Genomic DNA, 25591 nt, shown 5'->3' with positions numbered 1-25591 from the left:
ATGTATAAGGTTAAAGACATAAACCTCTGGAAAGAGGGAGAGAGAAAGATAGAGTGGGCTAAGGAGCATATGCCTGTTCTCTCACTAATAAGAGAGAGGTTTAAGGAAGAGAAGCCTTTTAAAGGATTAACCATTGGAATGGCTTTACACCTTGAGGCTAAGACAGCTGTTTTAGCAGAGACTTTAATGGAAGGTGGGGCAAAGATAGCTATAACTGGCTGTAACCCTCTCTCTACTCAAGATGATGTAGCAGCTGCATGTGCTAAGAAGGGAATGCATGTTTATGCATGGAGAGGAGAGACAAGAGAAGAGTATTATGAAAACTTAAATAGAGTTTTAGACCATGAGCCAGACATTATAATAGATGATGGCTGTGATCTCATCTTTTTAGTCCATACTAAAAGGACAGAGCTTATAGAGAAGATAAGAGGAGCCTGTGAAGAAACAACAACAGGAATTATAAGGTTAAAGGCCATGGAAAAAGAAGGAGCTTTAAAGTTCCCTGTGATGGATGTGAATGATGCCTATACAAAATATTTATTTGATAATAGATATGGGACAGGACAGAGTGCCTTAGATGGGATAATAAGAGCTACAAATTTACTAATTGCTGGTAAAACTGTTGTTGTTGCTGGCTATGGTTGGTGTGGTAGAGGAGTAGCCATGAGAGCTAAAGGCTTGGGAGCAGAGGTTATAGTTACTGAAGTTAATCCAATAAGAGCCTTAGAGGCAAGGATGGATGGATTTAGAGTTATGAAGATGGAAGAGGCTGTTAAGTATGGAGACATCTTTATAACAACAACTGGCTGTAAGGATGTGATTAGAAAAGAGCATATGGTAAAGATGAAGGATAAGGCTATCTTAGCAAATGCTGGCCACTTTGATAATGAGATAAATAAGAGAGATTTGGAAGAGTTGGCTGAAAAAATTAAAGAAGTTAGAAATGGAGTTAGAGAATACAAATTAAGGGATGGTAAAAAACTATATTTATTAGGAGATGGTAGGTTAGTTAACTTAGTCTGTGCTGATGGGCATCCATGTGAAGTTATGGATATGAGTTTCTCTAACCAAGCATTGGCAGCAGAGTATATAAAAGAGCATTATAAAGAGTTGGAGCCAAGGGTTTATAGAATTCCTTATGAGCAAGATTTAATGATAGCTAAGTTAAAGCTAAGGTCTATGGGAATTGAGATAGATGAACTAACAGAAGAGCAGAAAAAGTATTTAGAAGATTGGAGAGAAGGAACTTAATGTTAGATGAGAGTTTTCAACCTTAATTAGTGGAGTTAAATAATTTAATACTTCTGACATTAACAGCTTTCTTAACCTCTTCTCATGCTTTATAAATGGCTTAGCATACCACTTAGGATATTCCTCCAAGGTTTTCCCAGACAAAAATCTTTTTTCACAATATTTGAAAAACTCCTCTATCTCAACTCTCTTCTTTTCCTTAAGTAGGGCATAAGCATCATATAATGTAGCTCTCCTCTTATAGGGAACTTTTAGAAATTCAAAGCCACAGCAATCTATATTATCATGAAAGTTAAATAATCCCTCTTTACAGGTTGTTAGCTTTATTTCATAGTCATTACAAAGCTCTCTAACTTTAGTTAAAATTTTTATCTTGTAGCTTAGTGAAGGGGTTAATAAGTTAGCCTTAGGTAAATATTTTTCCCAGCTAACACTTGGCTCAAACTTTTTATAAAAACTTAGCTCTTCTTCAGGAACCCTTAAAAATTCTACTATTAATAGATTAGCTAACTCAATCCTCTTAAAAAAGTTCTCTAACTCTTTATCACTAATTCCTGGGATAAAGGGCTGTAGCCTAACAGCTATTGGTAGATAATCAGAAAGCTCTTCTATCAATTTAAATCTATCCTCTACTGGAACTTTCTCTAACTCCTCTACTTGGGTTAGGGAAGGGATACTAACTTGTAAGACACAGAGATCTGAGAGCTCTTTTAAAGTACCTATTACCTCTCTTCTATAGAGCTTTGTATTTATTATAATTGGAATCTCATACTTCAAGATGAGCTTTATAACCTTATTAAAAAATCTTGGTTTTAAAAGAGGGTCTGAGAGGGTTGAAAATCTAACTGGAGTTATTGGTAAATCAATATCCTTCAGTAAATTGATTAATTTAAAAATCTTTTTATTCTCTCCTTCTTTTTCCTCTCTATACCACTTAGCATAACAATATCTACAGGATAGGGGGCAAGTGTTATAAAGTTCTCCTCTAACTATACTATGACACAAACCAGAGATGTGAGCAGTTTCTCCAAGGAAGAACATAATAGACCAACCTAAAATTTTATTACCTACTTTTTACTTTTTTGAAGTAAAAGGTTATTGGTGGTTAGTGATGGCTCATAAGATATGTGTCATTGAGGGAGATGGGATAGGGAAAGAAGTGGTTCCTGCAACAATAAAGGTTTTAGAAGCTACTGGCTTAGATTTTGAATTCATCTATGCTGAAGCTGGAGATGAGGTTTATAAAAGAACTGGGAAGGCTCTTCCAGAGGAAACCATAGAGAAAGCTTTAGAAAGTGAAGCTGTTCTCTTTGGAGCTGCTGGAGAAACAGCTGCTGATGTTATAGTTAAGCTTAGACACATCTTAGATACATATGCCAATGTTAGGCCAGTTAAATCCTATAAAGGGGTTAAGTGCTTAAGGGATGATATAGACTATGTAATTGTGAGGGAGAATACAGAAGGACTTTATAAGGGAATAGAGGCAGAGATTGATGAGGGAATAACAACAGCTACAAGAGTAATAACAGAGAAAGCCTCTGAGAGAATATTTAAGTTTGCCTTTGAATTAGCAAGAGAGAGAAAAAAGGAAGGGAAAGAGGGAAAAGTGACTTGTGCCCATAAAGCCAATGTTCTAAAGGTTACTGATGGTTTATTTAAAAGAGTCTTTTATAAAGTAGCTCAAGAATATAAGGACATAAAGGTAGAAGACTACTATATAGATGCTATGAACATGTATATCATAACAAAGCCTCATGTGTTTGATGTTGTTGTTACCTCTAACCTATTTGGAGACATCTTATCAGATGGAGCTGCTGGAACTGTTGGAGGACTTGGCTTAGCTCCTTCAGCCAATATAGGGGATGAGCATGGGCTATTTGAGCCTGTCCATGGCTCAGCTCCAGACATAGCTGGAAAGGGAATAGCTAACCCAACAGCAACTATATTAAGTGCTGTCCTTATGCTAAAATATCTTGGAGAGCATGAGACAGCTAATAGAATAGAGAAGGCTTTAGAAGAAGTTTTAGCCCTTGGACTAACAACTCCAGACTTAGGAGGGAATTTAAAAACCTTTGAGATGGCTGAAGAAATTATAAAAAGGTTATAATATGGATGCTAAAACCAAGCTTGTAGGCTTAATAGGGCATCCTGTTGAACACTCCCTCTCTCCAGTTATGCACAATGCAGCATTTAAAGATAAAAATCTAAACTATGTTTATTTAGCCTTTGATGTTAAGCCAGAGAGGTTAAGGTTTGTTGTAGATGGAGCTAAAGCTCTTGGAATGGTTGGCTTTAATGTAACCATTCCTCATAAGGTGGAGATAATAAAGTATTTAGATCAGTTGAGTGAAGAAGCTAAGCTAATAGGTGCTGTCAATACTGTAAAGATTGAAGATGATATAGCTATTGGCTATAACACTGATGGAATAGGAGCAAGAAGAGCTTTAGAAGAGGAGATAGGGAAAGTTAAAGATAAAAAGATAGTTATCTTTGGTGCTGGAGGGGCTGCAAGGGCAGTAGCTTTTGAACTTGCAAAAGATAACTTTGTAGTTATAGCAAATAGAACCCTTGAGAAGGCTAAAAAGTTGGCCAAGGAGATAGAGGAAAAGCTTAATAGGGAAGTTGGCTACTCTGACTTAAATGTTGATTTAGAAGATGTTGATATAGTGATAAATGCCACTCCTGTTGGAATGTATCCAAATGTTAATGAAAAACCAATAGTTAGTAAAGAGAGGTTAAGGAAAGATATGGTTGTTATGGATCTTGTCTATAACCCGCTTGAAACAACACTACTAAAGGAAGCTAAGAAGGTTGGAGCTAAAACCATAGATGGCTTAGGCATGCTTATCTACCAAGGAGCTGAGGCTTTTAAAATTTGGACTGGAGTTGAGCCTAACATTGAAGTGATGAGAGAATCTATTTTAAAAGTTTTAAAAAATTAAATTTTTTGAACTATTTTACTCAAAGATTAAATAATTAGGTAAGCTCAATATAAACTATTAAAATTTTTTATTATCTCCTAAAATTACTATAGGTGATATTAATGCATAAAATTGGGGTTATTGAAATTGCTAAAGACATAATTAAGGCTAATAAGAGACTTGCTGAAGAAAATAGAAAATTGTTAGATAAGTATAATGTTAAAGCTATTGACTTCATGGGAGCTATAGGAAGTGGAAAAACCTTACTAATTGAGAAGTTAATTGAGCACTTGAAAGATGAATATAGAATAGCTTGCATAGCTGGGGATGTAATAGCTAAGTATGATGCTGAAAGATTTAAAAAATATGATGTTGAGGTAGTTCCTCTAAATACTGGAAAGGAGTGTCACTTAGATGCTCACCTTGTTAAGCATGCATTGGAAGAGTTAAACTTAGAGGAAATAGATTATTTATTTATTGAGAATGTTGGTAATTTAATTTGTCCTACAGACTTTGACCTTGGAGCACATAAAAGGATCTTGGTAGTTTCAACAACTGAGGGAGATGATATTATAGCTAAGCATCCTCACATTGTAAGGGTTTCAGATTTAGTAGCTATAAATAAGATAGACTTAGCCAACTATGTTGGGGCTGATGTAGAAAAGATGGTTAGAGATGCAAAAACAATAAATCCTAATGCTAAGGTTGTGAAGTTAAGTTTAAAAACTATGGAGGGATTTAATGAGATATTAGAATTTGTTAGAGGTTTATAGAATGCATAGACAGAGGTTTTGCTTAGACACCAGTGCCTTCACTGAGCCATCAGTTAGGAAGGCTTTAGGTTTAGAAAGTATAACTGAGCTAACAAATAAGATTATAGATCTAATAGCTCAGGCAAGGGTTAAGTTAAATATCTCTTGCCATATTCCTTATCCATCTGTCTATAATGAACTAATAGGCTTCTTAGAAAATGAGGGATGTCCAAGGGATATTATAGTTAAGGTTGATACATGGCTTGTTAAAAAAACTCCTAACAGATATGAGATTAAGCTCCCCTCTGAAATTTTTTATGAGTATATTAAAGACTTAAGGGAGAGAATAAATAAAGGGTTAAGGATAGGGGAAGAGTATATAATAAAATCTTCAAATATGGTTTATGACTTAACTAAAAAACATCCTGAGATGAAGAAGGAGGAAATAATAAATAAAGTTTTAACAAAAAACATAAGTAGTTTTAGAAACAAGTATAGGGAAGCTTTAAGGGTTGGAACCTTAGATAGTGCTCCTGATCTTGATGTCCTTCTCTTAGCTAAGGAGTTGGATGCTGCTGTTGTGGCAAGTGATGGAGGAATAGAGAAGTGGGCTCAGAGGCTTGGGTTAAGGTTTGTGAATGCTGCAGACTTCCCTTTCATGCTTGAAGAGTATCTAAAACACAAAATTTAAAACATGGGATGAGTATGACCTTAATTTTAATTAGAGGAGATAGTTATGAAAAGCTAAAGAATGCCTTAGCTGATGTTGATAGGCATGCAAACCTAACAATTGTAGGGAAGCCAAAGATAATAGTGCCAGAGGCTGCTGATGAGATTCTTGGGCAGATACTTGGAGAGGTTAAAAAGCCTTGTAAAGCTGCATGCTTAGCTAAGATAGCTGAAAAGGCTCCAAAGGCAATAGATAGGATAAGAAAGATACACCCCCCAGCTCATATAGTGGTTATAAGTGAGAGATATGGAAGTATATACTATAAATTACTTGATGACTTTCCTAAGTTACCTATTTTAAAAGGTTATTACAAATCTAAAAAGAAGAGGAAAGTCTCATAACTTTAGTTGTGATATTTATGAAATATCCTGATATTAATGATATTATTAAAGAGAAAGAAGAATTAATAAATTTGGGAGAAGACAAGTTAAGAGAGTTGAGTAACTTGAGAGTTAAATTAGAAGCTGAAAGATTAAAGAATAATATTGAAGAAGTTGAAAAATTAGAAGAGGAAGAGCAAAAAATAGTTGCTGATATTTTAAGATTGGACAATAAAATTAAGATTTTGGAAGCTTTAGAATATATCTACAATACTAAGCTCTTTAAGAGACATTTTAATATAATTGAGGGTTTAATTCCCTATGAAGAGCTCATCTACATGTTATTAGAAAATGATCTAAAATTAAAGAAAACATTGCTTGAGATTTACAAAAAGTTAGAAATAGATGATAAAGAAGTTTTGGAAGAGATTGAAAATATCCCTGAAGAAAATGGCACTTGTGAAAGTGAGGAATGTAAAGAAAATAAGTTTATTGAGCAGTTGGTTAATAGAATTAAGAAGATTAGTAAATATTTAAAGGAATAAGCCCCTGAGGTGAAAGGTTTGGAGAGAGTGAAACAGGTAAATTTTAGAGAACTTGACAAAGAGATAAAGAAATTTTGGGAAAATAATAGGATATATGAGAAAGTTAAAGAAAAAAATAAAGAAAATAAAGAGTTTTACTTTGTTGATGGTCCTCCATACTGTTCTGGAGCTATACACTTAGGAACAGCTTGGAATAAGATTATTAAGGATACATATTTAAGATTTAAGAGAATGCAGGGATTTAATGTCTTAGATAAAGCTGGTTGGGACATGCATGGCTTACCAATAGAGGTTAAGGTTGAGCAAGAATTTGGAATTAAGAGCAAGAAGGAGATTGAGAAGATAGGAGTAGATAAGTTTATAGAGAAGTGTAAAGAGTTTGCCTTAAAGCATAAGGAAATTATGGAGAATCAATTTAAAAACTTAGGAGTTTGGTTAGATTGGGATAATGCATATATGCCAATAACTAAGGAGTATATGGAGATTGGATGGTGGACATTAAAGAGAGCTCATGAAAAGGGATTATTGGTTAAAGACTTGAGGGTAGTTTATTGGTGTCCAAGGTGTGAAACAGCCTTAGCTGAGCATGAGGTTAGGGGGGAGTATAAAGAGGTTTATGACCCATCAGTTTATGTTAAGTTTAAGTTAAAGGAAGAAAATGCTTATTTAATTATTTGGACAACAACACCATGGACATTAATGGCTAACTTAGCTGTTGCTGTCCATCCTGACTATGACTATGTCTATGTTGATGTTGGAGGAGAGACTTGGATAGTTGCTGAGAAACTCTTAGAAGATGTGTTAAAGAAAGCTAAAGTTGAGAGCTATAAAATAATTAAGAAAGTTAAAGGTAGAGAATTAGAAGGGTTGAAATATGAGCCTCCTCTTTTAGAGGAGAATGAGAAGTTAAGAGAGCTTCACAACTTAGAGAATGTCCATACTGTTATTTTAGGGGAGCATGTAACCTTAGAAAGTGGTACTGGTTTAGTCCACACTGCTCCAGGGCATGGGGAAGAGGATTATGAGGTTGCTAAGAAGTATAATATTCCTATCTACTCTCCAATAGATGACCAGGGAAGATACACTGAGGGGAAGTGGAAGGGCTGGTTTGTAAAAGATGCTGATAATGAAATTATAGAAACTCTAAGAAATAAAGGGCTTTTAGTCCATGCTGGAAGGATAAAGCATAGTTATCCACACTGCTGGAGATGTAAAACCCCTCTACTATTTAGAGCAACAGAACAGTGGTTCTTAAAGATATCTGAGATTAAGGAGAATATTATTGATCAGGCTAAAACTGTTGAGTGGATCCCTGAGTGGGTTGAGCAGAGGTATATTAATGGAGTTAAGTATGTTGGAGATTGGAACATATCAAGGCAAAGATACTGGGGAATTCCTCTACCAATTTGGGTTTGTGAGAAGTGTAAAAATTATGTTGTTATAGGAAGTGTTGAAGAGTTGAAGGAGAGGATGATTAACAACATTGAGTTAGATGATTTACACAAGCCAACAGTTGATAAAGTTATTTTAAGATGTGAATGTGGAGGGGAGATGAGGAGGGTTCCAGATGTCTTAGATGTTTGGTTTGACTCTGGTTTAGCTCCTTATGCTTCCATTGGCTCCAAAACCTTGAAAAAAGCAGATTTCATAACAGAGGGACATGACCAAGTAACTAAGTGGTTCTATTCTCAGCATGCTCTCTCAGCTATAGTATTCAATGACATTCCATATAAGAAGTGTTTAATGCATGGCTTCACCTTGGATGAGCATGGAGAAAAGATGAGTAAGAGTTTAGGAAATATTGTTAACCCTGATGATGTTGTTGAGAAGTATGGAGCTGATATATTAAGATTCTATTTATTAAGTGCTAACAAGGTTTGGGAAGATTTAAAATTTGTTTGGAGTGAAGTTGAAGATGTTTTAAGCTTATTTAACACCCTTTGGAATGCCTATATGTTCTCAGTCAATTATATGGTTTTAGATAACTTTAAACCTAATGAAGAATACTTTAAACACTTAAAAGATGAAGATAAGTGGATTATCAGTAGAGTTAATAGCTTGGCAAAGAAGGCTATTGAAAGCTTGGAAATTCCTCACTTCCATACTTATACATGGGCTATAAAGGACTTTATATTAAATGACCTAAGTAGATGGTATATAAGGTTAATAAGAGAGAGAACTTGGAAGGAAAAAGAGGATATAGACAAGTTGTCAGCCTATCAAACTTTATACTATGTCCTATTGAAGCTCTGTAAAATTATAGCTCCAGTAGCTCCACATATAGGAGAGGCTATTTACCAAAATTTAAAAACTGAGGATATGGAAGAATCTATATTTATGTATTCAATAGATGTTGATGAGCACTTTATCAGTGAGGAGTTAGAAAAGGAAATGGAGATTGTTAGGGATATTGTTGATTCCATCTATAGAGGAAGGGATAGAATAAAGTATAGCTTAAGATATCCTTTAAAAGAAATTATTATAGCTGGAGGAGAAGAAGTTAAGAGAGCTGTTGAAAAATATGGTTATATAATAAAGGAGCAAGGAAATATAAAGGAAATTAAATTTGGAGAGGTTGAAGGTAAATACATTGTTAAACCTAACTATAGAGAGCTTGGTAAGAGATACAAAAGTGAAGTTCCAAAGGTTGTTGAAGCCTTAATGAAGGTTGATGGGAAAGAGTTGATGGAAAAGTTAAAGGAAGGCTCTGTTATAATAGATGGTTATGAAATTAAGCCTGAGTATGTAAGTATTAAAGTAGAGATTCCTGACAATATAGCTGGAGTTGAGTTTAGTAAGGGAACAGTCTTTATAAACACTGAGATAGATGAAGAGTTACTAAAAGAGGGATTAATGAGAGAGGTTATAAGGAGAATTCAAGCCATGAGGAAAGAGTTAGACTTAGATATAGAGGAGAGAATTAAGTTTAAGATAGAGGGCTTAGAATTTGAGGATAAATATATAAAAATTATTGAAAAAGAGGTTAGAGGAGAACTTAGTGATATAGAAAGCTCTGACTATTCAAAGGATTGGGAGATAAAAACCCCAACTGGAGAGAAATATGAGATTAGAATACACATAAAAAGAATTTAAATTAACAAATGATAGTAAAAAATATATATAACAACAAATTATTTAGTTAGATGCTTCATTTTTGGAATTCCTATTTTATCTCTTTTATTTCTTAATTAGGAAATCTCTAAAAGAGAGGTAGGATTTATGAAAGTCACTGATCATATATTAGTGCCAAAACATGAAATTTTGAGTAAGGAAGAAGTTGAAGAGCTATTAAAAAAATTAAGAATTAAAATTCAACAGCTTCCTAAGATCTATGAGGATGATCCAGTTATTCAAGAGATAGGGGCTAAGGAAGGAGATGTTGTTAAGATCATAAGGGAAAGTCCTACAGCTGGCACTTTTGTGGCATATAGATTAGTTATAAAAAGAATTGTCTAATTTTTGGTGATGCCATGGATAAATACACATTGATAGATGCCTATTTTAAAGAACACAGTTTAGTAGAGCATCAATTAGAAAGTTACAATGATTTTGTTGAGAACAGATTACAAAAGATAGTAGATGAAATTGGATATGTTGATACAGATATTCCTGAAGGTTTTAAGGTTAAATTTGGTAAAATAAAGTTAGGAAAGCCAATAATAAAAGAAGCTGATGGCTCTATTAGAGAGATAACACCAATGGAAGCAAGGATTAGGGAGATAACTTACTCTGTCCCTATCTACTTAGAGATGACTCCTATCTATGGGAAAGAAGGAGAGGAGAGAGAAGGGGAAACATTAGATGTTTATATTGGAGAACTTCCTGTCATGCTTGGTTCTAAGATTTGCCTCTTATATGGGAAGAGTGAAGAGGAAATTATAAAGATGGGTGAGGATCCAAGGGATAGATTTGGTTACTTTATCATAAATGGTACTGAGAAGGTTTTAATTTCACAGGAAGACTTAATTCCTAATAGAATTATTTGTGAGAAAACTGAGAAGAGTGGGAAGTTAGTTGATGTTGCTAAGATCTTCTCAACAAGATCAGGTTTTAGAGCCCTCTGTTCCTTGGAGAAGTATCCAGATGGTTTAATCTATGCCAACTTCCCAGGGGTAACTGGCAGTGTTCCTTTTGTTATTCTCATGAGAGCCTTAGGAGCAGAGACAGATAGAGAGATTATTGAAGCTGTTAATGATGAAAGGTTTGTTATGGAAATTCTCTTAAATATTCAGGAGATTAGGGAGGAGTATAATATAAATACACAGGAGGAAGCTCTTGACTTTATAGGGAAGAAGATAGTTCCAAATCAAACAAAAGAGAAAAGAATTGCAAGGGCTAAATCTGTTCTTTGTAACTATCTCCTGCCTCACTTAGGAAATACTGAAGAGAGCTTTTACAAAAAAATTAAATTCCTTGGCATCATGGCAAGGAATGTTTTAGAGTTACACTTTGGATACAGAACTGAGGATGATAAGGATCACTTAGCATTTAAAAGGGTTAAGTTAGCTGGAGATCTATTAGAAGATCTGTTTAGGGATGCATTCTCAGCTCTTGTTAAGGATATGAAATATCAATTGGAGAGGCAATGTACAAGGAATAAAGAGCCTTCAATTAAGGCAGCTGTTAGAGGAGATCTATTAACAGATAGAATTAACTCAGCCATGGCTACTGGAACATGGATAGGTGGAAGAACTGGGGTTAGCCAGCTCTTAGATAGAACAAGTTACTTAGCAACAAACTCACAGCTTAGAAGGATTGTTTCTCCACTCTCAAGGTCTCAGCCACACTTTGAGGCAAGGGAATTACATGGAACACACTGGGGAAAGATCTGTCCATCTGAAACTCCTGAGGGGCAAAACTGTGGTTTGGTTAAGAACTTTGCTATAATGGCTAAGATAACCAAGAAAGAGGATGAGAAGGAAGTCATTGAATTTTTAAAGTCTATAGAAATAATGAAATTTACATAGAACAATTTTTAGGTGAAAATCTTGGAAGTAAATATTTACCTAAATGGTAAATTGATAGGAACCACTGATAAGCCAGAGGAGTTTGTTAAACAGATTAGAGAGGCAAGAAGAAAGGGGTTAATTCCTAAGTATACAACTGTTGCCTATCATGAAGAAAACAATGATATCCATATTAATACTGATGCTGGTAGGATTGTTAGACCCTTAATTGTAGTTGAGAATGGTAAGCCTAAGCTAACTGAAGAGCATATAGAGAAATTAAAGAAAGGAGAAATTACATTTGATGACTTGGTTAAGGAAGGGGTTATAGAGTATTTAGATGCTGAGGAAGAGGAAAATGCTTACATTGCAGTCTCTGAGGAAGAGTTGAATGAGAAACACACACACTTAGAGATAAATCCTCTCACCATCTTAGGAATAGGTGCAGGAATTGCTCCTTATCCAGAGCATAACTCTGCTCCAAGAATTACAATGGCAGCTGCAATGGGTAAGCAATCCTTAGGATTTCCAATGAGTAATATTAAGTGGAGAATGGATACAAGAGGGCATTACTTACACTATCCTCAGGTTCCAATTGTTAAAACAAAACATCAAGATATATTAGGATTTGATGAAAGGCCAGCTGGGCAGAATTTTGTAGTAGCTATTATGAGTTATGAAGGTTTCAATATGGAAGATGCTATCATCTTCAACAAATCAGCTGTTGATAGAGGCTTAGGAAGAAGTACCTTCTTCAGAACTTATGAAGCCTGTGAAAGAAGATACCCTGGAGGGCAGATGGATAAAATAGAGATTCCAAGTAAGGAAGTTAGAGGGAATAAGCCAGATGAGCTCTATAAAAACTTGGAAGAGGATGGAATAGTTTCTGTTGAAAGCTTTGTTAAGAGTGGAGAAGTCTTAGTTGGAAAAACATCCCCTCCAAGGTTCTTGGAAGAGTATGATATTACAATTCAAATTAAGCCTCAGAGGAGAGATTCTTCTGTCTGTGTTAGGCATGGAGAAGAGGGTTATGTTGATAAGGTTATGATAACTGAAACAAAGGAGGGGAATAAGTTAGTTAAGGTTAAGGTTAGAGACTTAAGGGTTCCTGAACTTGGAGATAAATTTGCTTCAAGGCATGGGCAAAAGGGGGTTATAGGTTTATTGGTTAATCAGGAAGATATGCCATTTACTGAGAGTGGAATTGTTCCAGATATAATTATTAATCCTCATGGTATTCCATCAAGAATGACAGTAGGACAGTTATTAGAGATGATTGGAGGAAAAGTTGGATCCTTAGAAGGAAGAAGGATAGATGGGACTATATTCAATGGAGAAGAAGAGATGAGCTTAAGAGAGGCTTTAGAGAAGTTGGGCTTTAAACACCATGGAAGAGAAGTTATGTATGATGGTAAGACTGGAAAGAAGTTAGAGGTTGAAATTTACATTGGAGTTATCTACTATCAGAAGTTACACCACATGGTTGCAGGAAAGATACATGCAAGAAGCAGGGGGCCAGTACAAGTTTTAACAAGACAACCAACAGAGGGAAGGGCAAGAGAGGGAGGTTTAAGATTTGGAGAGATGGAGAGAGATGTCTTAATTGGACATGGAGCAGCTATGTTGTTAAAGGAGAGGCTATTGGATGAATCTGATCCTTATGATGTCTATATTTGCTCAAACTGTGGAGACTTTGCAATCTTTGACTTTAGAAGAAAAATTAAATATTGTCCTGTTTGTGGAGAAGTGGAAAGCCCATTTGTAGATAGAAAGATGGCTAAGATCAGAATTCCTTATGCCTTCAAATTGTTAGTTGATGAGTTAAAGAGTATGTGTATAAGTCCTAAGTTTAGAGTTAAGGACAAGGTTGAGCTTGAAGATTTCCCAGAATTTATAGAAAAGATAAAAAACAAGAAAAATAATGAGGAGTGAAAATTATGGATCTCCCAAAGGAGTTAAAGGAAATAATGTTTGGAATTCTCTCTCCAGACTATATTAGAAAGATGTCAGTAGCTAAGATTGTAACTCCTGATACTTATGATGAAGATGGTTATCCAATAGAAGGAGGTTTAATGGACCCAAGATTAGGGGTTATTGACCCTGGGTTAAGATGTAAAACCTGTGGAGGAAGGATAGGAGAGTGTCCTGGACACTTTGGGCATATAGAGTTAGCTAAACCTATTATTCATGTTGGATTTGCTAAAACCATCTATAAGATTTTAAAAGCTGTCTGTCCTCACTGTGGCAGAATATTAATTCCTGAGAATAAGAGGAGAGAGATCTTAGAAAAGATGGAGAAGTTGGAGAGAGAAGGAGGAAACAAGTGGGAAGCTTGTAAAGAAACTTATCAAGAGGCTTCTAAAATTTCTGTCTGTCCATACTGTGGAGAGGTTAAGTGGGAAATCAAATTTGAAAAACCTTCATCTTTCTACAGAATAGAGGAAGGGGCTGAAATTAAGCTGTCACCAGCAGATGTTAGGGAGATATTAGAAAAGATTCCAGATGAAGACTGTATTTTACTTGGCTTAAATCCTAAAGTAGCTAGGCCAGAGTGGATGGTTTTAACTGTCCTTCCTGTTCCACCAGTAACTGTTAGGCCATCCATAACCTTAGAAACTGGAGAGAGAAGTGAAGATGATCTAACCCATAAGTTGGTTGAAATAGTTAGAACAAACAATAGATTGATGGAGCATATTGAAAGTGGAGCTCCTAACTTGGTTGTTGAAGATGTTTGGAGCCTCTTACAGTATCATATAGATACTTACTTTGATAATGAGCTTCCAGGAATTTCTCCAGCTAAGCACAGGAGTGGAAGGCCTTTAAAAACTTTAGCTCAGAGGTTAAAAGGAAAAGAAGGAAGATTTAGATACAACTTAGCAGGAAAGAGGGTTAATTTCTCCTCAAGAACTGTTATTTCTCCAGATCCATGCTTAAGTATTAATGAGGTTGGAGTTCCTGAGGTTGTTGCTAAGGAACTAACTGTCCCTGAGAAGGTTACTAAGTACAATATAGAGAAGATTAAAGAGCTAATAAAGAATGGGCCAAATAAGCACCCAGGGGCTAAGTATATAATAAGGCAAATTGTAGGAAGAGATGGAATGGTTCATGAGTATAGAATAAAGTTAGATGAGAATAATAAAGACTTTTGGGTAGAGAATATAAAAGAGGGGGATATAGTAGAGAGGCACTTGATGGATGGAGATATAGTTTTATACAACAGACAGCCTTCTCTCCACAGAATGTCTATTATGGGGCATAAGGTTAGAGTTCTTCCTTATAGAACATTTAGACATAACCTCTGTGTCTGTCCTCCTTACAATGCTGACTTTGATGGAGATGAGATGAACTTACATGCTCCTCAAACTGAAGAGGCAAGGGCTGAGGCAGAAACCCTAATGCTTGTTGAGAAACATATCCTCTCTCCAAGATTTGGAGGGCCAATAATTGGAGCTATCCATGACTTCATCTCAGGAGCTTATATATTGACATCTAACTACTTCACAAAGGATGAAGCCACCTTAATATTAAGAAGTGGTGGAATTAAGGATGAGCTCTGGGAGCCTGATAAGGTAGAGAATGGTATTCCTCTCTATTCAGGGAAGAAGATCTTTAGTAAAGCTTTACCAAAAGGACTTAATTTAAGATATAAGGCTAATATCTGTAGAAAATGTGACTCTTGTAAGAAGGAGAACTGTGAATATGATGCCTATGTAATTATAAAGGATGGAGAGCTTGTTAAAGGAGTTATTGACAAAAAAGGTTATGGAGCAGAGTCAGGGTTAATATTGCATACAATTGTTAAAGAATTTGGTCCTGAAGCTGGAAGGAAGTTCTTAGATTCCTCTACAAAGATGGCTATAAGGACATTGATGTTAAGAGGATTCACAACTGGAATAGATGATGAAGATCTCCCAGAAGAGGCTTTAAGAGAAATTGAGAAGGTTTTAGATGAAGCTGAGAGGAAGGTTGATGAAATTATAGAGCAGTATGAAAAGGGAGAGCTTGAACTACTCCCAGGGATGAGCCCAGAGGAGTCAAGGGAAGCTCATATTATGAGAGTCTTAAGAGAAGCAAGAGATAAAGCTGGAGAGATTGCTGAGAGATATCTTGGTTTAGACAACCATGCTGTAATTATGGCCATAACTGGAGCAAGAGGGAAGATTTTAAACATAACCCAGATGGCAGCTTGTATAGGACAACAGTCAGTTAGAGGAAAGAGAATTTTCAGAGGTTATAAGGATAGAGTGTTACCACACTTTGAAAAAGGAGACTTAGGAGCAAGGGCTCATGGATTTGTTAGAAGTAGTTATAAGAAAGGGTTATCTCCAACTGAATTCTTCTTCCATGCTATTGGAGGAAGAGAAGGGTTAGTTGACCAAGCAGTTAGAACAGCTCAGTCTGGTTATATGCAGAGAAGGTTAATTAATGCTCTACAAGACTTAAAGTCTGAGTTTGACTTTACAGTTAGAGATTCAAGGGGAATAGTGGTTCAATTTAGATATGGAGAGGATGGAGTAGATCCAATGTTAGCAGATAGAGGGGAGGCTGTCAATATAGATAGAATTATAGATAAGGTTAAGATGAAATACAGCCAGTAGAGAGGGATAATGATGGATATAGAGAAGCTAAGGGAAAGAATTTACAGCTTAGATATCCCAGACTCTTTAAAAAATAAACTTTTTGAAAAACTTTCTAAGGAAGAGGGCTTAACTGAAGAGATGATAGAGGAGATAATTGATGAAGTTGTAAAATCCTATAAAAATGCTCTAATAGAACCTTATGAAGCTGTTGGAATTGTAGCTGCTCAATCCATTGGAGAGCCAGGTACACAGATGTCTCTACCTTATGATGAGAAGATAATAGTTAAAGAAGGAGAGAATGTTAGAATAGTTGAGATAGGTAAATTTGTTGATGAATGTATAGATAAATTTGGGTTCATTAAACAAGGAGTTCATGAGATCTGCGATCTACCTGTAGAGATCTATGCACTAAGCTTAGACCAAGATGAAAAGGTTCATTGGAAGAGAATTATAAGTGTTATAAGGCATAAATTCAATGGAAAGCTTATAAAGATTAAAACAAGATCAGGAAGGACAATAGTAGCAACTCCATACCATTCCTTTGTTGTTAGGAAGGATAATAGAGTAGTTCCTATTGAGGGTAGAGAACTTAAAATTGGAGACAGAATTCCAGCAATAAGATATATGCCACTAAACTGTATCTCTGAAATTGATCTTGGTGAATTCACTAACTACTCAACAAATAGAACTCTTAAGTTAGACTTTGATTTTGGATACTTCTTAGGCTTGTATCTTGCAGATGGTTACTCAACAAAGTATTTCATATCTATACCCAATAAAAATAGAGAAGTTGTTAAAATAGTTAAGAGACTTGCAGAAAAGCTTGGAATTAGGTTAGAAGTAGGTTATGAAATAAAACTTTACTCTCCAGTATTAAGTGAACTTATCCAAAACTTTGATAAAAAAGAGAAGAGAATTCCTGATTTTGTATTTAGCTCTGAAAAGGAATTTGTTAGAGGATTATTACAAGGATACTTTGATGGAAATGGAAAAGTGGATGTTGAAAAAAAGAAAATTAAGATTTATTCACAATTTAAAGAACTTATTGATGGAATCTCACTATTACTAACAAGATTTGGGATATTCTGTGTTAAGAGAGAAAATGGTATTGAAATCTCTCACATATATGCTAAGAAGTTTGCAGAGGAAATTAATTCTTCTCTACCTAAAAGAGCTGAAGAACTTAACAAGTTGGTTAAGTCTTTAGAATCTAAAGTTACCTATGATCCTATAGATATGATTCCTTCAATAGGCACAATACTCTTAGATATATCAAAGAAGTTAGGATATCCATCATGTAAAGTAGAGAAATTTATTAAAAATCAGAAGATAGGAAGGTTAACTTTACAGAGGCATCTCTTAAACCTTGAAAAACTTGCTAAGGAGAGAGGGTTTGAAGTTGAAGAGTTAAAAGTTCTTAAAAAAGCTGTAGAATCAGATGTAGTTTGGGATGAAATAGTTTCTATTGAAGAAGTTGATTGCAACAACTATGTCTATGACTTAAGTGTTGAAGGTTTAGAAACATTTACAACAGCTGAAGGTTTAATAACTCATAACACAATGAGAACCTTCCACTATGCAGGGGTTGCTGAGCTTAACGTTACCTTAGGTTTGCCAAGGATGATAGAAATAGTTGATGCAAGGAAAGAGCCTTCAACTCCAATTATGGAGGTTTATCTAACAGATGAATATAAGTATGATAAAGAGAAGGCTGAAGAAGTGGCCAAGAGGATAGAGAGCTTAACCTTACAAGATGTAGCCAAGTCTATAGGAATAGATCTATGGACACAGTCTATAAAAGTTGAGTTGGATGAGAAAGTTATAGAGGATAGAGGCTTAGATATAGAGGAAATTGAAGAAGCCATTAGAAAGAAGGTTAGAGTGAAGATTGAAAGAGAAGGAAATATTCTATACTTAAAAGTAAAGACTCCTTCAGTTAAGTCATTGAGAAAGAGAATTCCTAAGATTAAGAATATATTACTAAAGGGAATCCCAGGAATAACAAGGGTTTTAGTTAAAAAGGATGACAAAACTGGAGAGTATGTAATACATACTCAAGGATCTAACTTAAGAGAAGTGTTTAAAATAGAGGGAGTAGATACAAGAAGAACCATAACAAATAATATTATTGAAATTCAAGAAGTTTTAGGAATAGAGGCTGCAAGGAATGCTATAATAAATGAGATGAAGAATACTTTAGAACAGCAAGGGTTAGAGGTTGATATAAGGCATCTAATGTTAGTTGCTGACATGATGACAGCTGATGGTGAGGTTAAGCCAATAGGTAGGCATGGAGTGGCTGGAGAAAAGGGAAGTGTCTTAGCAAGGGCAGCATTTGAAGAGACTGTTAAGCACTTATACTCAGCCTCTGAAAAGGGAGAGGTTGATAAGTTAAAAGGAGTTATAGAGAATGTCATTGTTGGAAAGCCAATATTCTTAGGAACAGGTTGTGTTAGGTTAGAGATAGATAGGGAATATGAAGAAGGTAAAAAAGAATGAATTTAAAAGAAATCTTTCTAAATTTAGTTAAGGAATATGGCTACTTGGGAATATTTATTATTGGATTCTCTGAACCTATCTTTCAACCCTTTCCTGTTGAAATTTTTATAACAATAGCTCTTTTACTTGGCTTAAACTGGTTTTTAGTTTTGATTATCTCAACTGTAGCAAGTAACTTAGGAGCTATGGTTACATATTTCTTAGCTAAGAGGTTTGGAGAAGGTTTAATAATAAAGTTGGTTGGTGAAGATAATTTTAAAAAGGCTTCAGAGTTCTTAGAGAAGTATGGAATCTTAGGGGTTTTAATAGTTAGCTTCACCCCTATTCCTTTTGAAGCCATCTGTTGGGTTTGTGGCCTCTTTGAGATGCCTTTTAATAAGTATATGATAGCTGTTTTTATTTCAAGGTTAATAAGGCATGGGACAGTTATATTACTATATTTACTTTATAAGGGTGTTACAGCATGATAAAGAGAGATGTAGCCTTTAGAGTAAAAAGAGATGAGGAAATTTTAGAACTTTGTAGAGCACTGGAAAAGATGGGTTTAAATTGTACAGTTGAGTCTAAAGATAGAAGGGTTAAGGTTTCCATCTATGGCTATGATAAAGAATCCTTAAAAGAGAACTATAGAAATGTGATGAGCTTAATTTATAAAATTAAGAATAAGTATAATCCTGACAAAAGAGGGTTATATAAGTATTATCTTTCAGAGTTAAAGTATCCTGTTAATAAAGAGTTGGTAATGGAAACCTTAAAAGCTTTAGGCTATAAGGTTATCTATAATGAGGATGAAAGCTATATAAAAACAGATGTAGATATAGACACTTTTAACAGCATTTTAGAGAATCTCTTTAATATAAGTAATGAGCTTAGATTTTCAAGGCTTGGCTCTAAGCCTGTTAAAAACTTGGTTGTCTTAGTCTCCTATATAAATGGAGTTCCACCAGAGGATGTTATAGAGGAAGCCTTAGAAAAGGGCTTCTTTAGAGTTGAGGAAGGAAGAATAGTTCTAAATAAAAGTATAGAGTTGGCTAAAAAATATTTCCTGGAGGGAGAAGATGGAGGTAAAGATACTGGAGAGGAAAGATAACTTATTAGAGGTTGAATTGGTTGGAGAAGATCATTCTCTACCAAACCTTTTAAAAGATATATTGTTAACAAAAAAAGGAGTAAAGATGGCATCTTACCATATTGAGCATCCTCTCTTAAACCCTGAGACTGGGAGATATATTTCAAATCCAAAGTTTGTTATCATAACTGAGGAAGGTACAGATCCAGTAGAAGTTTTAAAAGAGAGCTTAAGAGATGTTATAAAGATGTGTGACACCCTTTTAGAAGATATACAAAAATATAAAGGTTAAAAATCATGAAAATAGCTATTGTTGGTAAGGGAGGTGTAGGAAAGACATTTATAGCCTCTAACCTGATAAAACTCTTTGAAAAGAATGGGTATAGAGTTATAGCTGTAGATTGTGACCCAAATCCTACCTTAGCTCTATCCTTTGGCATAGAGGAGGAGATAAAGCCACTATCTAAGAGAGAAGATATAATTAATGAGAGGGTTGTCTTAGAAGGAGGAGTCTATAATATAAATCCTAAGGTTGATGATTTAATTGATAAAATTGGCTATAGAGTTGGAAATGTAACCTTAATTGTTATGGGAACTATTGAGAAGAGTGGAGAGGGCTGTGTTTGTCCAGCCTCCACACTACTTAGAAAGTTTTTAAGACACCTAATTTTAAAAGAAAAGGATGTTGTCATCTTAGATATGGAAGCTGGGTTAGAGCACTTTGGTAGAAAAACCTTAGAGGGAATAGACTTAATGTTAATTGTTGTTGAACCTACAAAGAAGTCAATAGTTACAGCTAAGAGGATGATAAAGTTAGGGAAAGAGTTAGGAATAAAGAAGATTGGAGTCATTGTTAATAAAGTTAGGGATAAGATGGAGTTAGAGTTAGATGCTGAGATCTATGGCTTTATCCCATATGATGAAGCTGTTTTAGAGGCTGAGTTGAAGGGAGAGGAGATAAAAGAGGGAAAGGCTTTAGAAGCTATAGAAGAAATCTTCAAAAAGATTATTTCTTCCTAAAATAGGGTTCTCTTCTATATATACACTCTAAAAAATATTTCTCTAAGTCTTCATTCTTTTTTAAAGCATTGTAGATATCAATTAGATTATCATCTCTTAGGAGGCAAGGTTTTAAGTGTCCATCATGGGTAACCCTTATCCTTGAACAGTTTGCACAAAACTCAGTGTTATCCATAGGCTTTACAAACTCAACCTCTAAGCCATCTAAAAAATACTTTTTCCTATTTTGGAATTTTCTTACAAATACCTTGTTAGCTCTCTCCTTTATCTTCTCTTCTAAAGTATTAATACTATAGTAAAATTTTTTTAATGGCTCAGTTGTAGGGATGAGTTCAATAACTTGTAAGATAGCTTTAACCTCTTTACAGAATTTTAGCATTTCATTGAACTCATCTATATTAACTGTTGTCACAACATAGTTTATTTTCACAGGATAAAATAGTTTTGTAGCTATCCTTATCCCTTCAATGACATCATCTAAGTTTCCACCAATGAACTTACCAAATCTTTCCTTATTTAGGGAGAATAGACTTATATTTATCCTATCTAATCCAGCCTCTTTTAGTTCATAAGCTAAATCTTTTAACAAGGTTCCATTTGTAGTTAAAGATAAATCTTTTATCCCTAAATTTTTTATTCTCCTTACAATTTCAACTATATCCTCTCTTAATAGTGGCTCTCCTCCAGAGATCTTAACCTTCTCAATCCCAAACTTCATAGCTGTTTTGACAATCTTTTCAAAGTCTTCAGGAGTTAGGTATCTTTCACTACTTTTATGCCCTTCTTTATGACAGTAGAAACATCTTAAGTTACACTCACAATTAACACTAATTCTTAGAGATTTAATATCTCTTCCAAATCTATCTTTCATAGAGTCACCTTAATCAAGATAGCCAACATTCCAAAGAGCACTTCAATACTCCAAAGGGTTAAGACTAAGCTTTTCTCTGACATTGGTTTATATTTCAATATTAACCTTGGTAGAGAAAGATAGCCTCCTTTGTAGTATAGTTTTCCATCCTCACCTAACACTGTTGGCTTATGCTTATCTCTACTCATAACACCAGCAGATAAATACTTTAAGGAGGCATCTATAAAGTAAGGGATCATAATTACAACAAAATATAGGAATTCATTATTAACTATACTTAAAGCTGATAAAAAAGCTCCTATTGGTAGGGTTCCACAATCTCCTGGGAATGCTCTTGCTGGATACTTATTAAAGTATAGGAAAGCTAAATAAGAGGATGAAAAAGTTAGAGCTATTAAAAAAGCTGAAATATTATGATCTAACAAGAAAATAAGAGATAAAAATAAAGAGGAGAGAACCCCTAACCCTATCTCTAAGCCATTGAAGCCAGCTAACATATTTGTGAAGTTTGAGAATATTGGTAGAGAGAAAATAAAGATTAATAGATCAGGGGTAAAGTTATGATAAAAATAAAGAGAGAGAGCAGTAGAAATAATAAATAGCAAGAAGAGCTTCTCCTTTGGAGATAAATTAGTTAGATCATCTAAAACTCCAACCATGGAGGATAAAAGAATTATAGATGAATAGATTGGATTTAAAAGAGAGATGAAAAGAGAAGAGGAAAGAACTGGAGCTAATCCACACATCTCAGGAACCTTTACCTTCTCTTTTTTGTGTAAGTCATAGCCAAACTTGTAATTAATAAATTTGTTAATTAAAAATTTTGTAAATTTAAATGAAAACATAAATGATAGTATTGGAAGATAGAGCAAGAATTACCACCAAATTATCTTTAAGATAAAAAATAGAAAAAAGAGATTTATAAACTTTTAGAGCCACTCTATCTTACCATCCTTATAGTGCCAAATTCCTACTAACTTCCAGCCATCTTTGGTTATTGCATAGATTCCGTAGTCTCCTGTAGCTCTATCATTCCACTCATTAAACTCTATGTAACCAGTAACTGGTTTGAAGCCAAAGTCTCCATTTGAGTATTTAACAGCATTCTCTTTTATTAACTTACTTAGTAAGTCTGGATCATAACTTCCCTTCTCTTTTAACATCTCTGCATAGGAGATAACTCCTAACATAAAGGCATCATAGGCACAGAGGGCATATTGTCCAACTTCTTCTCCATATCCTCTCTTTCTATATTCTTCAACAATCTTCTCAGCTTCTTTACTTTTTCCATAGAACACTGTTGAATAGAACCCAACCTTCTCTCCCTTGGCTTTAGCAACCTTTAATATATTCTCATTCATTGCAAATCCATCTGATCCAAACCACTTATAGTTTAAGAGTGGTGAATTGTCAGGAATTTGTGACATTAGTGTAGCTAACTCTCCAAAGCCTATGGCTAAGATTCCAGTATCCTTAGCATCTTTTCCTTTTGTATAGTCTAATAACTTTTGTATGTATGGGCTCCAATCACTTGGAGTTGGCTGACTTGGATATTTGATCTCTGCTATAACATTTATTCCTAAATTTTTCATGTTTGTAACTGCTGCAGATTCTAATCCTTGTCCCCAAGCATCATCTCTATAGAGGACAACAACATTTTTTATACCCATATCTTTTAACTCTCCAGCTATAGCCTTTCCTTGGAAGTTGTCATTAGGAACTATTCTAAAGATATATTTCTTATCCTCTGGGCTGGCAAATCCTAAGAGTTGTGGGATAGCTGTTGAACTTGGGGAAATAATTACTAACTTATTTGACATAACAAAGTTCTTTATGTTCTTAACTTCAGAACTTGATAAAGGACCAATAATTAAGTTACAACCCTGAGCCTTTAAGTTTTGTACCTTCTGTAAACATAGGGATGGATTTGTTTGTGTATCTTCAACATAAAGCTCAACTTTGTAGTTTAAGCCTTTCTCCTTTAAGTATTGCTCAACATTGTCCTTAGCTATCTTCAATATATTATTTATTTGCCTACCATCTGTTGATAAATCTCCAGAGAGATCTGTTAAAACCCCAACTTTAATAACCTTCTCTCCACTTTCTCCTGTTCCTGTACAACCTGATAGGAAAGTTGCTAAAACTATAAAAAGAGAGAGGAAAATAACAAATAACTTCTTCATTCATCTCACCTCAGTAGGAAATGGATTTCCTTCATATTTTAATAGGATAGTAGTATATAAACTTTATCTTTAAATTTTATATATAAAATTTATCATTAAAAATAATGATAAATTATTCATGTGATTCCTATGGACTTTCAAACTGCAAGCTTTATAGTGTCAGGAATCTTGGTTATTATTGGCCTTTATGGAGTCTTTTTTGTAGATAATATTATAAAAAAAATTATAGCTTTGGAAATTTTGGGTAATGGTGTTAATCTAATGTTAATAACCATTGGCTACAATAAAATTATCCCTATAAAGTTGCCTGGCATATCAGAAAGCTTTTTCATAAAAAATTCTGCTTATCCTCTAACCCATGCTCTTGTCTTGACAAATATAGTTATTGAAGCCTCTATGCTGGCTGTGATGTTAGGAGTCTCAGTAATACTATATAAAAAATATAAAACTCTAAAAAGCTCAGTCATATTAAAAGAGGATTGATAGGGATGAACCTTCTACCATTGATAGTTATTTTTCCTCTAATTATGGCTATTATATTCAACTTAATCCATGGAAAAGATAGAGCAATTAAATACTTAACTTTTATAGTAGCCTTATCCTTACTAATTCTCCCATTCTTGGGAAGTTATGGCTACTACTACTTTGGAGGACATGGATACATAGAGAGCTATATCTCAGGGATAGCCTATTACTACAATGACTTTAAGAAGATAATTATCTTAGTTCTTTCTTTGATAGCTTCTTTAGTCTTAATTACAGGGATGGGAGAGAAGATAAAGAATAATATGTTTGTTGTTTTCTCTCTAATGGGTTTTGCCAGTGTTTCAGCTATAGTATTAACTGATGATCTCTTTAACCTCTATGTCTTCTTTGAGATCTTAGCCATGGTTCAAGTTGGATTAGTCTTTTTAAGTGGAACTGAAGAAAGCTATAAGGCTGGCTTAAGATACTTAATTATTGGAACAGTTGCAGGCTCATTAATGCTCTTAGGAATTGGCCTATTATTGGCTGTAACTGGAACCTTAAACATAACTGACATGAAGAAAGCTATTATAAACTCTCCTATAGTTTATACTGCCCTCTTCCTAATCATTGTTGGCTATGCCTATGGTTCTGGCTTACCTCCATTCCATAATATAAAAGCAGACCTATATGGAAGAAGTAAAGCCTTTATCTCAGCTCTCTTACAGACATTCTCAAAGTTTACCTTAGTTGGAATAATATTAATTATATTAAAATTGTTCTCCTCACTTTCAATATTTCCAACAGCTAAAGGGATTTTATTAGCCTTAGGAGTTTTAGGGATGGTTTTTGGGGTTGTGATGGCTTTAACCCAGAGTGACTATAAAAGATTACTTGCCTACCATGCTATAAGCCAAGGAGGTTATGTAGCCACTGGCTTAGCCTTAGGAACACCCTTAGGAATAGTTGCTGGAGTGTTCCATGCTATAAACCATGTTATTTACAAGAGTGCTTTATTTATAGGAGCCTATATAGTTAATAGATGTGGAGGTTCCAACAATCTATATAAGTTAGGAGGTTTAATAACAGCTATTCCATTTGTAGCTTTACTAATACTATTTGCCAAGCTTGCTATCAGTGGAGTTCCTCCTTTCAATGGCTTCCAGAGTAAGCTCTTACTCGCCGAGGCTGCAATGGAAGCCAATCTTCCAGAGATAGCTATAATAATGATATTTGTTAGTATAGGAACCTTTGTGAGTATGATGAAAGCTTTCTATTTAATCTTCCTAAAGCCAGGTAAGGAAGTGGAGAATGTTGAAGTCCCTAAACTGGCTCTCATCTCTCTATTTATCTTAGTTTCCTTATGCATCCTCTTAGGCCTTTATCCTGAGTTGGTTACTAACTACTTATGGAAATATGCAAAGGTAATAAGTGGTTAA

23 protein-coding genes are annotated in these 25591 nt (G+C 34.7%); 19 read left to right on the top strand and 4 right to left on the bottom strand.

What is annotated here, in order from left to right:
* Nucleotides 1-1251: an adenosylhomocysteinase gene (gene ahcY / locus METIN_RS03280; protein ID WP_013100074.1), complete on the top strand. Its 1251-nt coding sequence runs from the start codon at nucleotides 1-3 to the stop codon at nucleotides 1249-1251.
* Here ahcY and METIN_RS03275 read toward each other — a convergent pair.
* Nucleotides 1225-2292, bottom strand: a complete 1068-nt coding sequence (locus tag METIN_RS03275) for a radical SAM protein (protein ID WP_013100073.1) — start codon at nucleotides 2290-2292, stop codon at nucleotides 1225-1227. The genes ahcY and METIN_RS03275 overlap by 27 nt on opposite strands.
* Nucleotides 2293-2362: 70 nt before the next feature.
* On the opposite strand from METIN_RS03275, the gene leuB reads away from it, so the two are divergent.
* The 16 genes from leuB to METIN_RS03195 all read left to right on the top strand — a co-directional run bounded on the left by leuB (nucleotide 2363) and on the right by METIN_RS03195 (nucleotide 20633).
* Nucleotides 2363-3358, top strand: coding sequence for a bifunctional 3-isopropylmalate/3-methylmalate dehydrogenase (leuB, locus tag METIN_RS03270; protein WP_013100072.1), 996 nt, complete (start codon nucleotides 2363-2365; stop codon nucleotides 3356-3358).
* A gap of 1 nt (nucleotide 3359) precedes the next feature.
* The gene (aroE, locus tag METIN_RS03265; protein WP_013100071.1) at nucleotides 3360-4193 is read left to right on the top strand and encodes a shikimate dehydrogenase; all 834 of its coding nucleotides are present in this window, start codon (nucleotides 3360-3362) and stop codon (nucleotides 4191-4193) included.
* A gap of 101 nt (nucleotides 4194-4294) precedes the next feature.
* The gene (gene hypB, locus METIN_RS03260) at nucleotides 4295-4945 is read left to right on the top strand and encodes a hydrogenase nickel incorporation protein HypB (protein WP_013100070.1); all 651 of its coding nucleotides are present in this window, start codon (nucleotides 4295-4297) and stop codon (nucleotides 4943-4945) included.
* Nucleotide 4946: 1 nt separating this feature from the next.
* A complete protein-coding gene (locus METIN_RS03255; RefSeq protein WP_013100069.1) occupies nucleotides 4947-5615 on the top strand; it encodes an RNA ligase partner protein in 669 nt (222 codons plus the stop codon).
* A 14-nt stretch (nucleotides 5616-5629) separates the two neighbouring features.
* On the top strand, nucleotides 5630-5995 hold the full coding sequence (locus tag METIN_RS03250) for a DUF356 domain-containing protein (RefSeq protein ID WP_013100068.1): 366 nt from the start codon (nucleotides 5630-5632) through the stop codon (nucleotides 5993-5995).
* A 17-nt stretch (nucleotides 5996-6012) separates the two neighbouring features.
* Nucleotides 6013-6519, top strand: coding sequence for a hypothetical protein (locus METIN_RS03245; RefSeq protein WP_013100067.1), 507 nt, complete (start codon nucleotides 6013-6015; stop codon nucleotides 6517-6519).
* Between the two features lie 18 nt (nucleotides 6520-6537).
* Nucleotides 6538-9612 (top strand): isoleucine--tRNA ligase, encoded by a 3075-nt coding sequence (gene ileS / locus METIN_RS03240; RefSeq protein ID WP_013100066.1) that lies wholly within the window; start codon nucleotides 6538-6540, stop codon nucleotides 9610-9612.
* 126 nt (nucleotides 9613-9738) lie between these two features.
* Entirely contained in the window at nucleotides 9739-9975 is a 237-nt protein-coding gene (locus METIN_RS03235) for a DNA-directed RNA polymerase subunit H (protein ID WP_013100065.1), read from the top strand.
* Between the two features lie 14 nt (nucleotides 9976-9989).
* The gene (locus tag METIN_RS03230; protein ID WP_013100064.1) at nucleotides 9990-11486 is read left to right on the top strand and encodes a DNA-directed RNA polymerase subunit B''; all 1497 of its coding nucleotides are present in this window, start codon (nucleotides 9990-9992) and stop codon (nucleotides 11484-11486) included.
* A 21-nt stretch (nucleotides 11487-11507) separates the two neighbouring features.
* Nucleotides 11508-13397, top strand: coding sequence for a DNA-directed RNA polymerase subunit B (gene rpoB / locus METIN_RS03225; protein WP_013100063.1), 1890 nt, complete (start codon nucleotides 11508-11510; stop codon nucleotides 13395-13397).
* Nucleotides 13398-13402: 5 nt separating this feature from the next.
* On the top strand, nucleotides 13403-16063 hold the full coding sequence (locus tag METIN_RS03220; protein ID WP_013100062.1) for a DNA-directed RNA polymerase subunit A': 2661 nt from the start codon (nucleotides 13403-13405) through the stop codon (nucleotides 16061-16063).
* A 12-nt stretch (nucleotides 16064-16075) separates the two neighbouring features.
* Nucleotides 16076-18544, top strand: a complete 2469-nt coding sequence (locus METIN_RS03215) for a DNA-directed RNA polymerase subunit A'' (RefSeq protein ID WP_013100061.1) — start codon at nucleotides 16076-16078, stop codon at nucleotides 18542-18544.
* Nucleotides 18541-19011: a YqaA family protein gene (locus tag METIN_RS03210; protein WP_013100060.1), complete on the top strand. Its 471-nt coding sequence runs from the start codon at nucleotides 18541-18543 to the stop codon at nucleotides 19009-19011. The genes METIN_RS03215 and METIN_RS03210 overlap by 4 nt, the downstream gene beginning before the upstream one ends.
* A complete protein-coding gene (locus METIN_RS03205) occupies nucleotides 19011-19634 on the top strand; it encodes a DUF2067 family protein (protein WP_048203521.1) in 624 nt (207 codons plus the stop codon). The genes METIN_RS03210 and METIN_RS03205 overlap by 1 nt, the downstream gene beginning before the upstream one ends.
* Nucleotides 19603-19905 carry a DNA-directed RNA polymerase subunit L gene (locus METIN_RS03200; protein ID WP_013100058.1) on the top strand — a complete coding sequence of 101 codons (303 nt, stop codon included), beginning with the start codon at nucleotides 19603-19605 and terminating at the stop codon, nucleotides 19903-19905. Before METIN_RS03205 ends, METIN_RS03200 begins: the two co-directional genes overlap by 32 nt.
* A 5-nt stretch (nucleotides 19906-19910) precedes the next feature.
* Entirely contained in the window at nucleotides 19911-20633 is a 723-nt protein-coding gene (locus tag METIN_RS03195; RefSeq protein WP_013100057.1) for an ATP-binding protein, read from the top strand.
* On the opposite strand, the gene moaA is transcribed toward METIN_RS03195, so the two are convergent.
* Genes moaA through METIN_RS03180 form a run of 3 tightly spaced genes read right to left on the bottom strand, consistent with a single transcriptional unit; the run spans nucleotide 20620 to nucleotide 23687 of the window.
* A complete protein-coding gene (gene moaA, locus METIN_RS03190; RefSeq protein WP_013100056.1) occupies nucleotides 20620-21504 on the bottom strand; it encodes a GTP 3',8-cyclase MoaA in 885 nt (294 codons plus the stop codon). The genes METIN_RS03195 and moaA overlap by 14 nt on opposite strands.
* Nucleotides 21501-22376, bottom strand: a complete 876-nt coding sequence (locus METIN_RS03185; protein WP_013100055.1) for an MraY family glycosyltransferase — start codon at nucleotides 22374-22376, stop codon at nucleotides 21501-21503. The genes moaA and METIN_RS03185 overlap by 4 nt, the downstream gene beginning before the upstream one ends.
* A 57-nt stretch (nucleotides 22377-22433) precedes the next feature.
* Nucleotides 22434-23687 (bottom strand): ABC transporter substrate-binding protein, encoded by a 1254-nt coding sequence (locus tag METIN_RS03180; RefSeq protein WP_013100054.1) that lies wholly within the window; start codon nucleotides 23685-23687, stop codon nucleotides 22434-22436.
* Between the two features lie 129 nt (nucleotides 23688-23816).
* Here METIN_RS03180 and METIN_RS03175 point away from each other — a divergent pair, with 129 nt between their 5' ends.
* The gene (locus METIN_RS03175; protein ID WP_013100053.1) at nucleotides 23817-24170 is read left to right on the top strand and encodes a cation:proton antiporter subunit C; all 354 of its coding nucleotides are present in this window, start codon (nucleotides 23817-23819) and stop codon (nucleotides 24168-24170) included.
* Between the two features lie 5 nt (nucleotides 24171-24175).
* Nucleotides 24176-25591 (top strand): energy conserving hydrogenase EhbF, encoded by a 1416-nt coding sequence (gene ehbF, locus METIN_RS03170; protein WP_013100052.1) that lies wholly within the window; start codon nucleotides 24176-24178, stop codon nucleotides 25589-25591.

Origin of the sequence: Methanocaldococcus infernus ME, assembly GCF_000092305.1 — an archaeon.
Lineage (GTDB): Archaea > AGJL01 > Methanococci > Methanococcales > Methanocaldococcaceae > Methanocaldococcus > Methanocaldococcus infernus.
This window is presented reverse-complemented; position numbering and strand designations above follow the sequence as displayed.

Coding starts and splice junctions, on each gene's coding strand:
- ahcY (WP_013100074.1), top strand. CDS start 1: ATGTATAAGGTTAAAGACATAAACCTCTGGAAAGAGGGAGAGAGAAAG.
- METIN_RS03275 (WP_013100073.1), bottom strand. CDS start 2,292: ATGTTCTTCCTTGGAGAAACTGCTCACATCTCTGGTTTGTGTCATAGT.
- leuB (WP_013100072.1), top strand. CDS start 2,363: ATGGCTCATAAGATATGTGTCATTGAGGGAGATGGGATAGGGAAAGAA.
- aroE (WP_013100071.1), top strand. CDS start 3,360: ATGGATGCTAAAACCAAGCTTGTAGGCTTAATAGGGCATCCTGTTGAA.
- hypB (WP_013100070.1), top strand. CDS start 4,295: ATGCATAAAATTGGGGTTATTGAAATTGCTAAAGACATAATTAAGGCT.
- METIN_RS03255 (WP_013100069.1), top strand. CDS start 4,947: ATGCATAGACAGAGGTTTTGCTTAGACACCAGTGCCTTCACTGAGCCA.
- METIN_RS03250 (WP_013100068.1), top strand. CDS start 5,630: ATGACCTTAATTTTAATTAGAGGAGATAGTTATGAAAAGCTAAAGAAT.
- METIN_RS03245 (WP_013100067.1), top strand. CDS start 6,013: ATGAAATATCCTGATATTAATGATATTATTAAAGAGAAAGAAGAATTA.
- METIN_RS03235 (WP_013100065.1), top strand. CDS start 9,739: ATGAAAGTCACTGATCATATATTAGTGCCAAAACATGAAATTTTGAGT.
- METIN_RS03230 (WP_013100064.1), top strand. CDS start 9,990: ATGGATAAATACACATTGATAGATGCCTATTTTAAAGAACACAGTTTA.
- METIN_RS03220 (WP_013100062.1), top strand. CDS start 13,403: ATGGATCTCCCAAAGGAGTTAAAGGAAATAATGTTTGGAATTCTCTCT.
- METIN_RS03215 (WP_013100061.1), top strand. CDS start 16,076: ATGGATATAGAGAAGCTAAGGGAAAGAATTTACAGCTTAGATATCCCA.
- METIN_RS03210 (WP_013100060.1), top strand. CDS start 18,541: ATGAATTTAAAAGAAATCTTTCTAAATTTAGTTAAGGAATATGGCTAC.
- METIN_RS03200 (WP_013100058.1), top strand. CDS start 19,603: ATGGAGGTAAAGATACTGGAGAGGAAAGATAACTTATTAGAGGTTGAA.
- METIN_RS03195 (WP_013100057.1), top strand. CDS start 19,911: ATGAAAATAGCTATTGTTGGTAAGGGAGGTGTAGGAAAGACATTTATA.
- moaA (WP_013100056.1), bottom strand. CDS start 21,504: ATGAAAGATAGATTTGGAAGAGATATTAAATCTCTAAGAATTAGTGTT.
- METIN_RS03180 (WP_013100054.1), bottom strand. CDS start 23,687: ATGAAGAAGTTATTTGTTATTTTCCTCTCTCTTTTTATAGTTTTAGCA.
- METIN_RS03175 (WP_013100053.1), top strand. CDS start 23,817: ATGGACTTTCAAACTGCAAGCTTTATAGTGTCAGGAATCTTGGTTATT.
- ehbF (WP_013100052.1), top strand. CDS start 24,176: ATGAACCTTCTACCATTGATAGTTATTTTTCCTCTAATTATGGCTATT.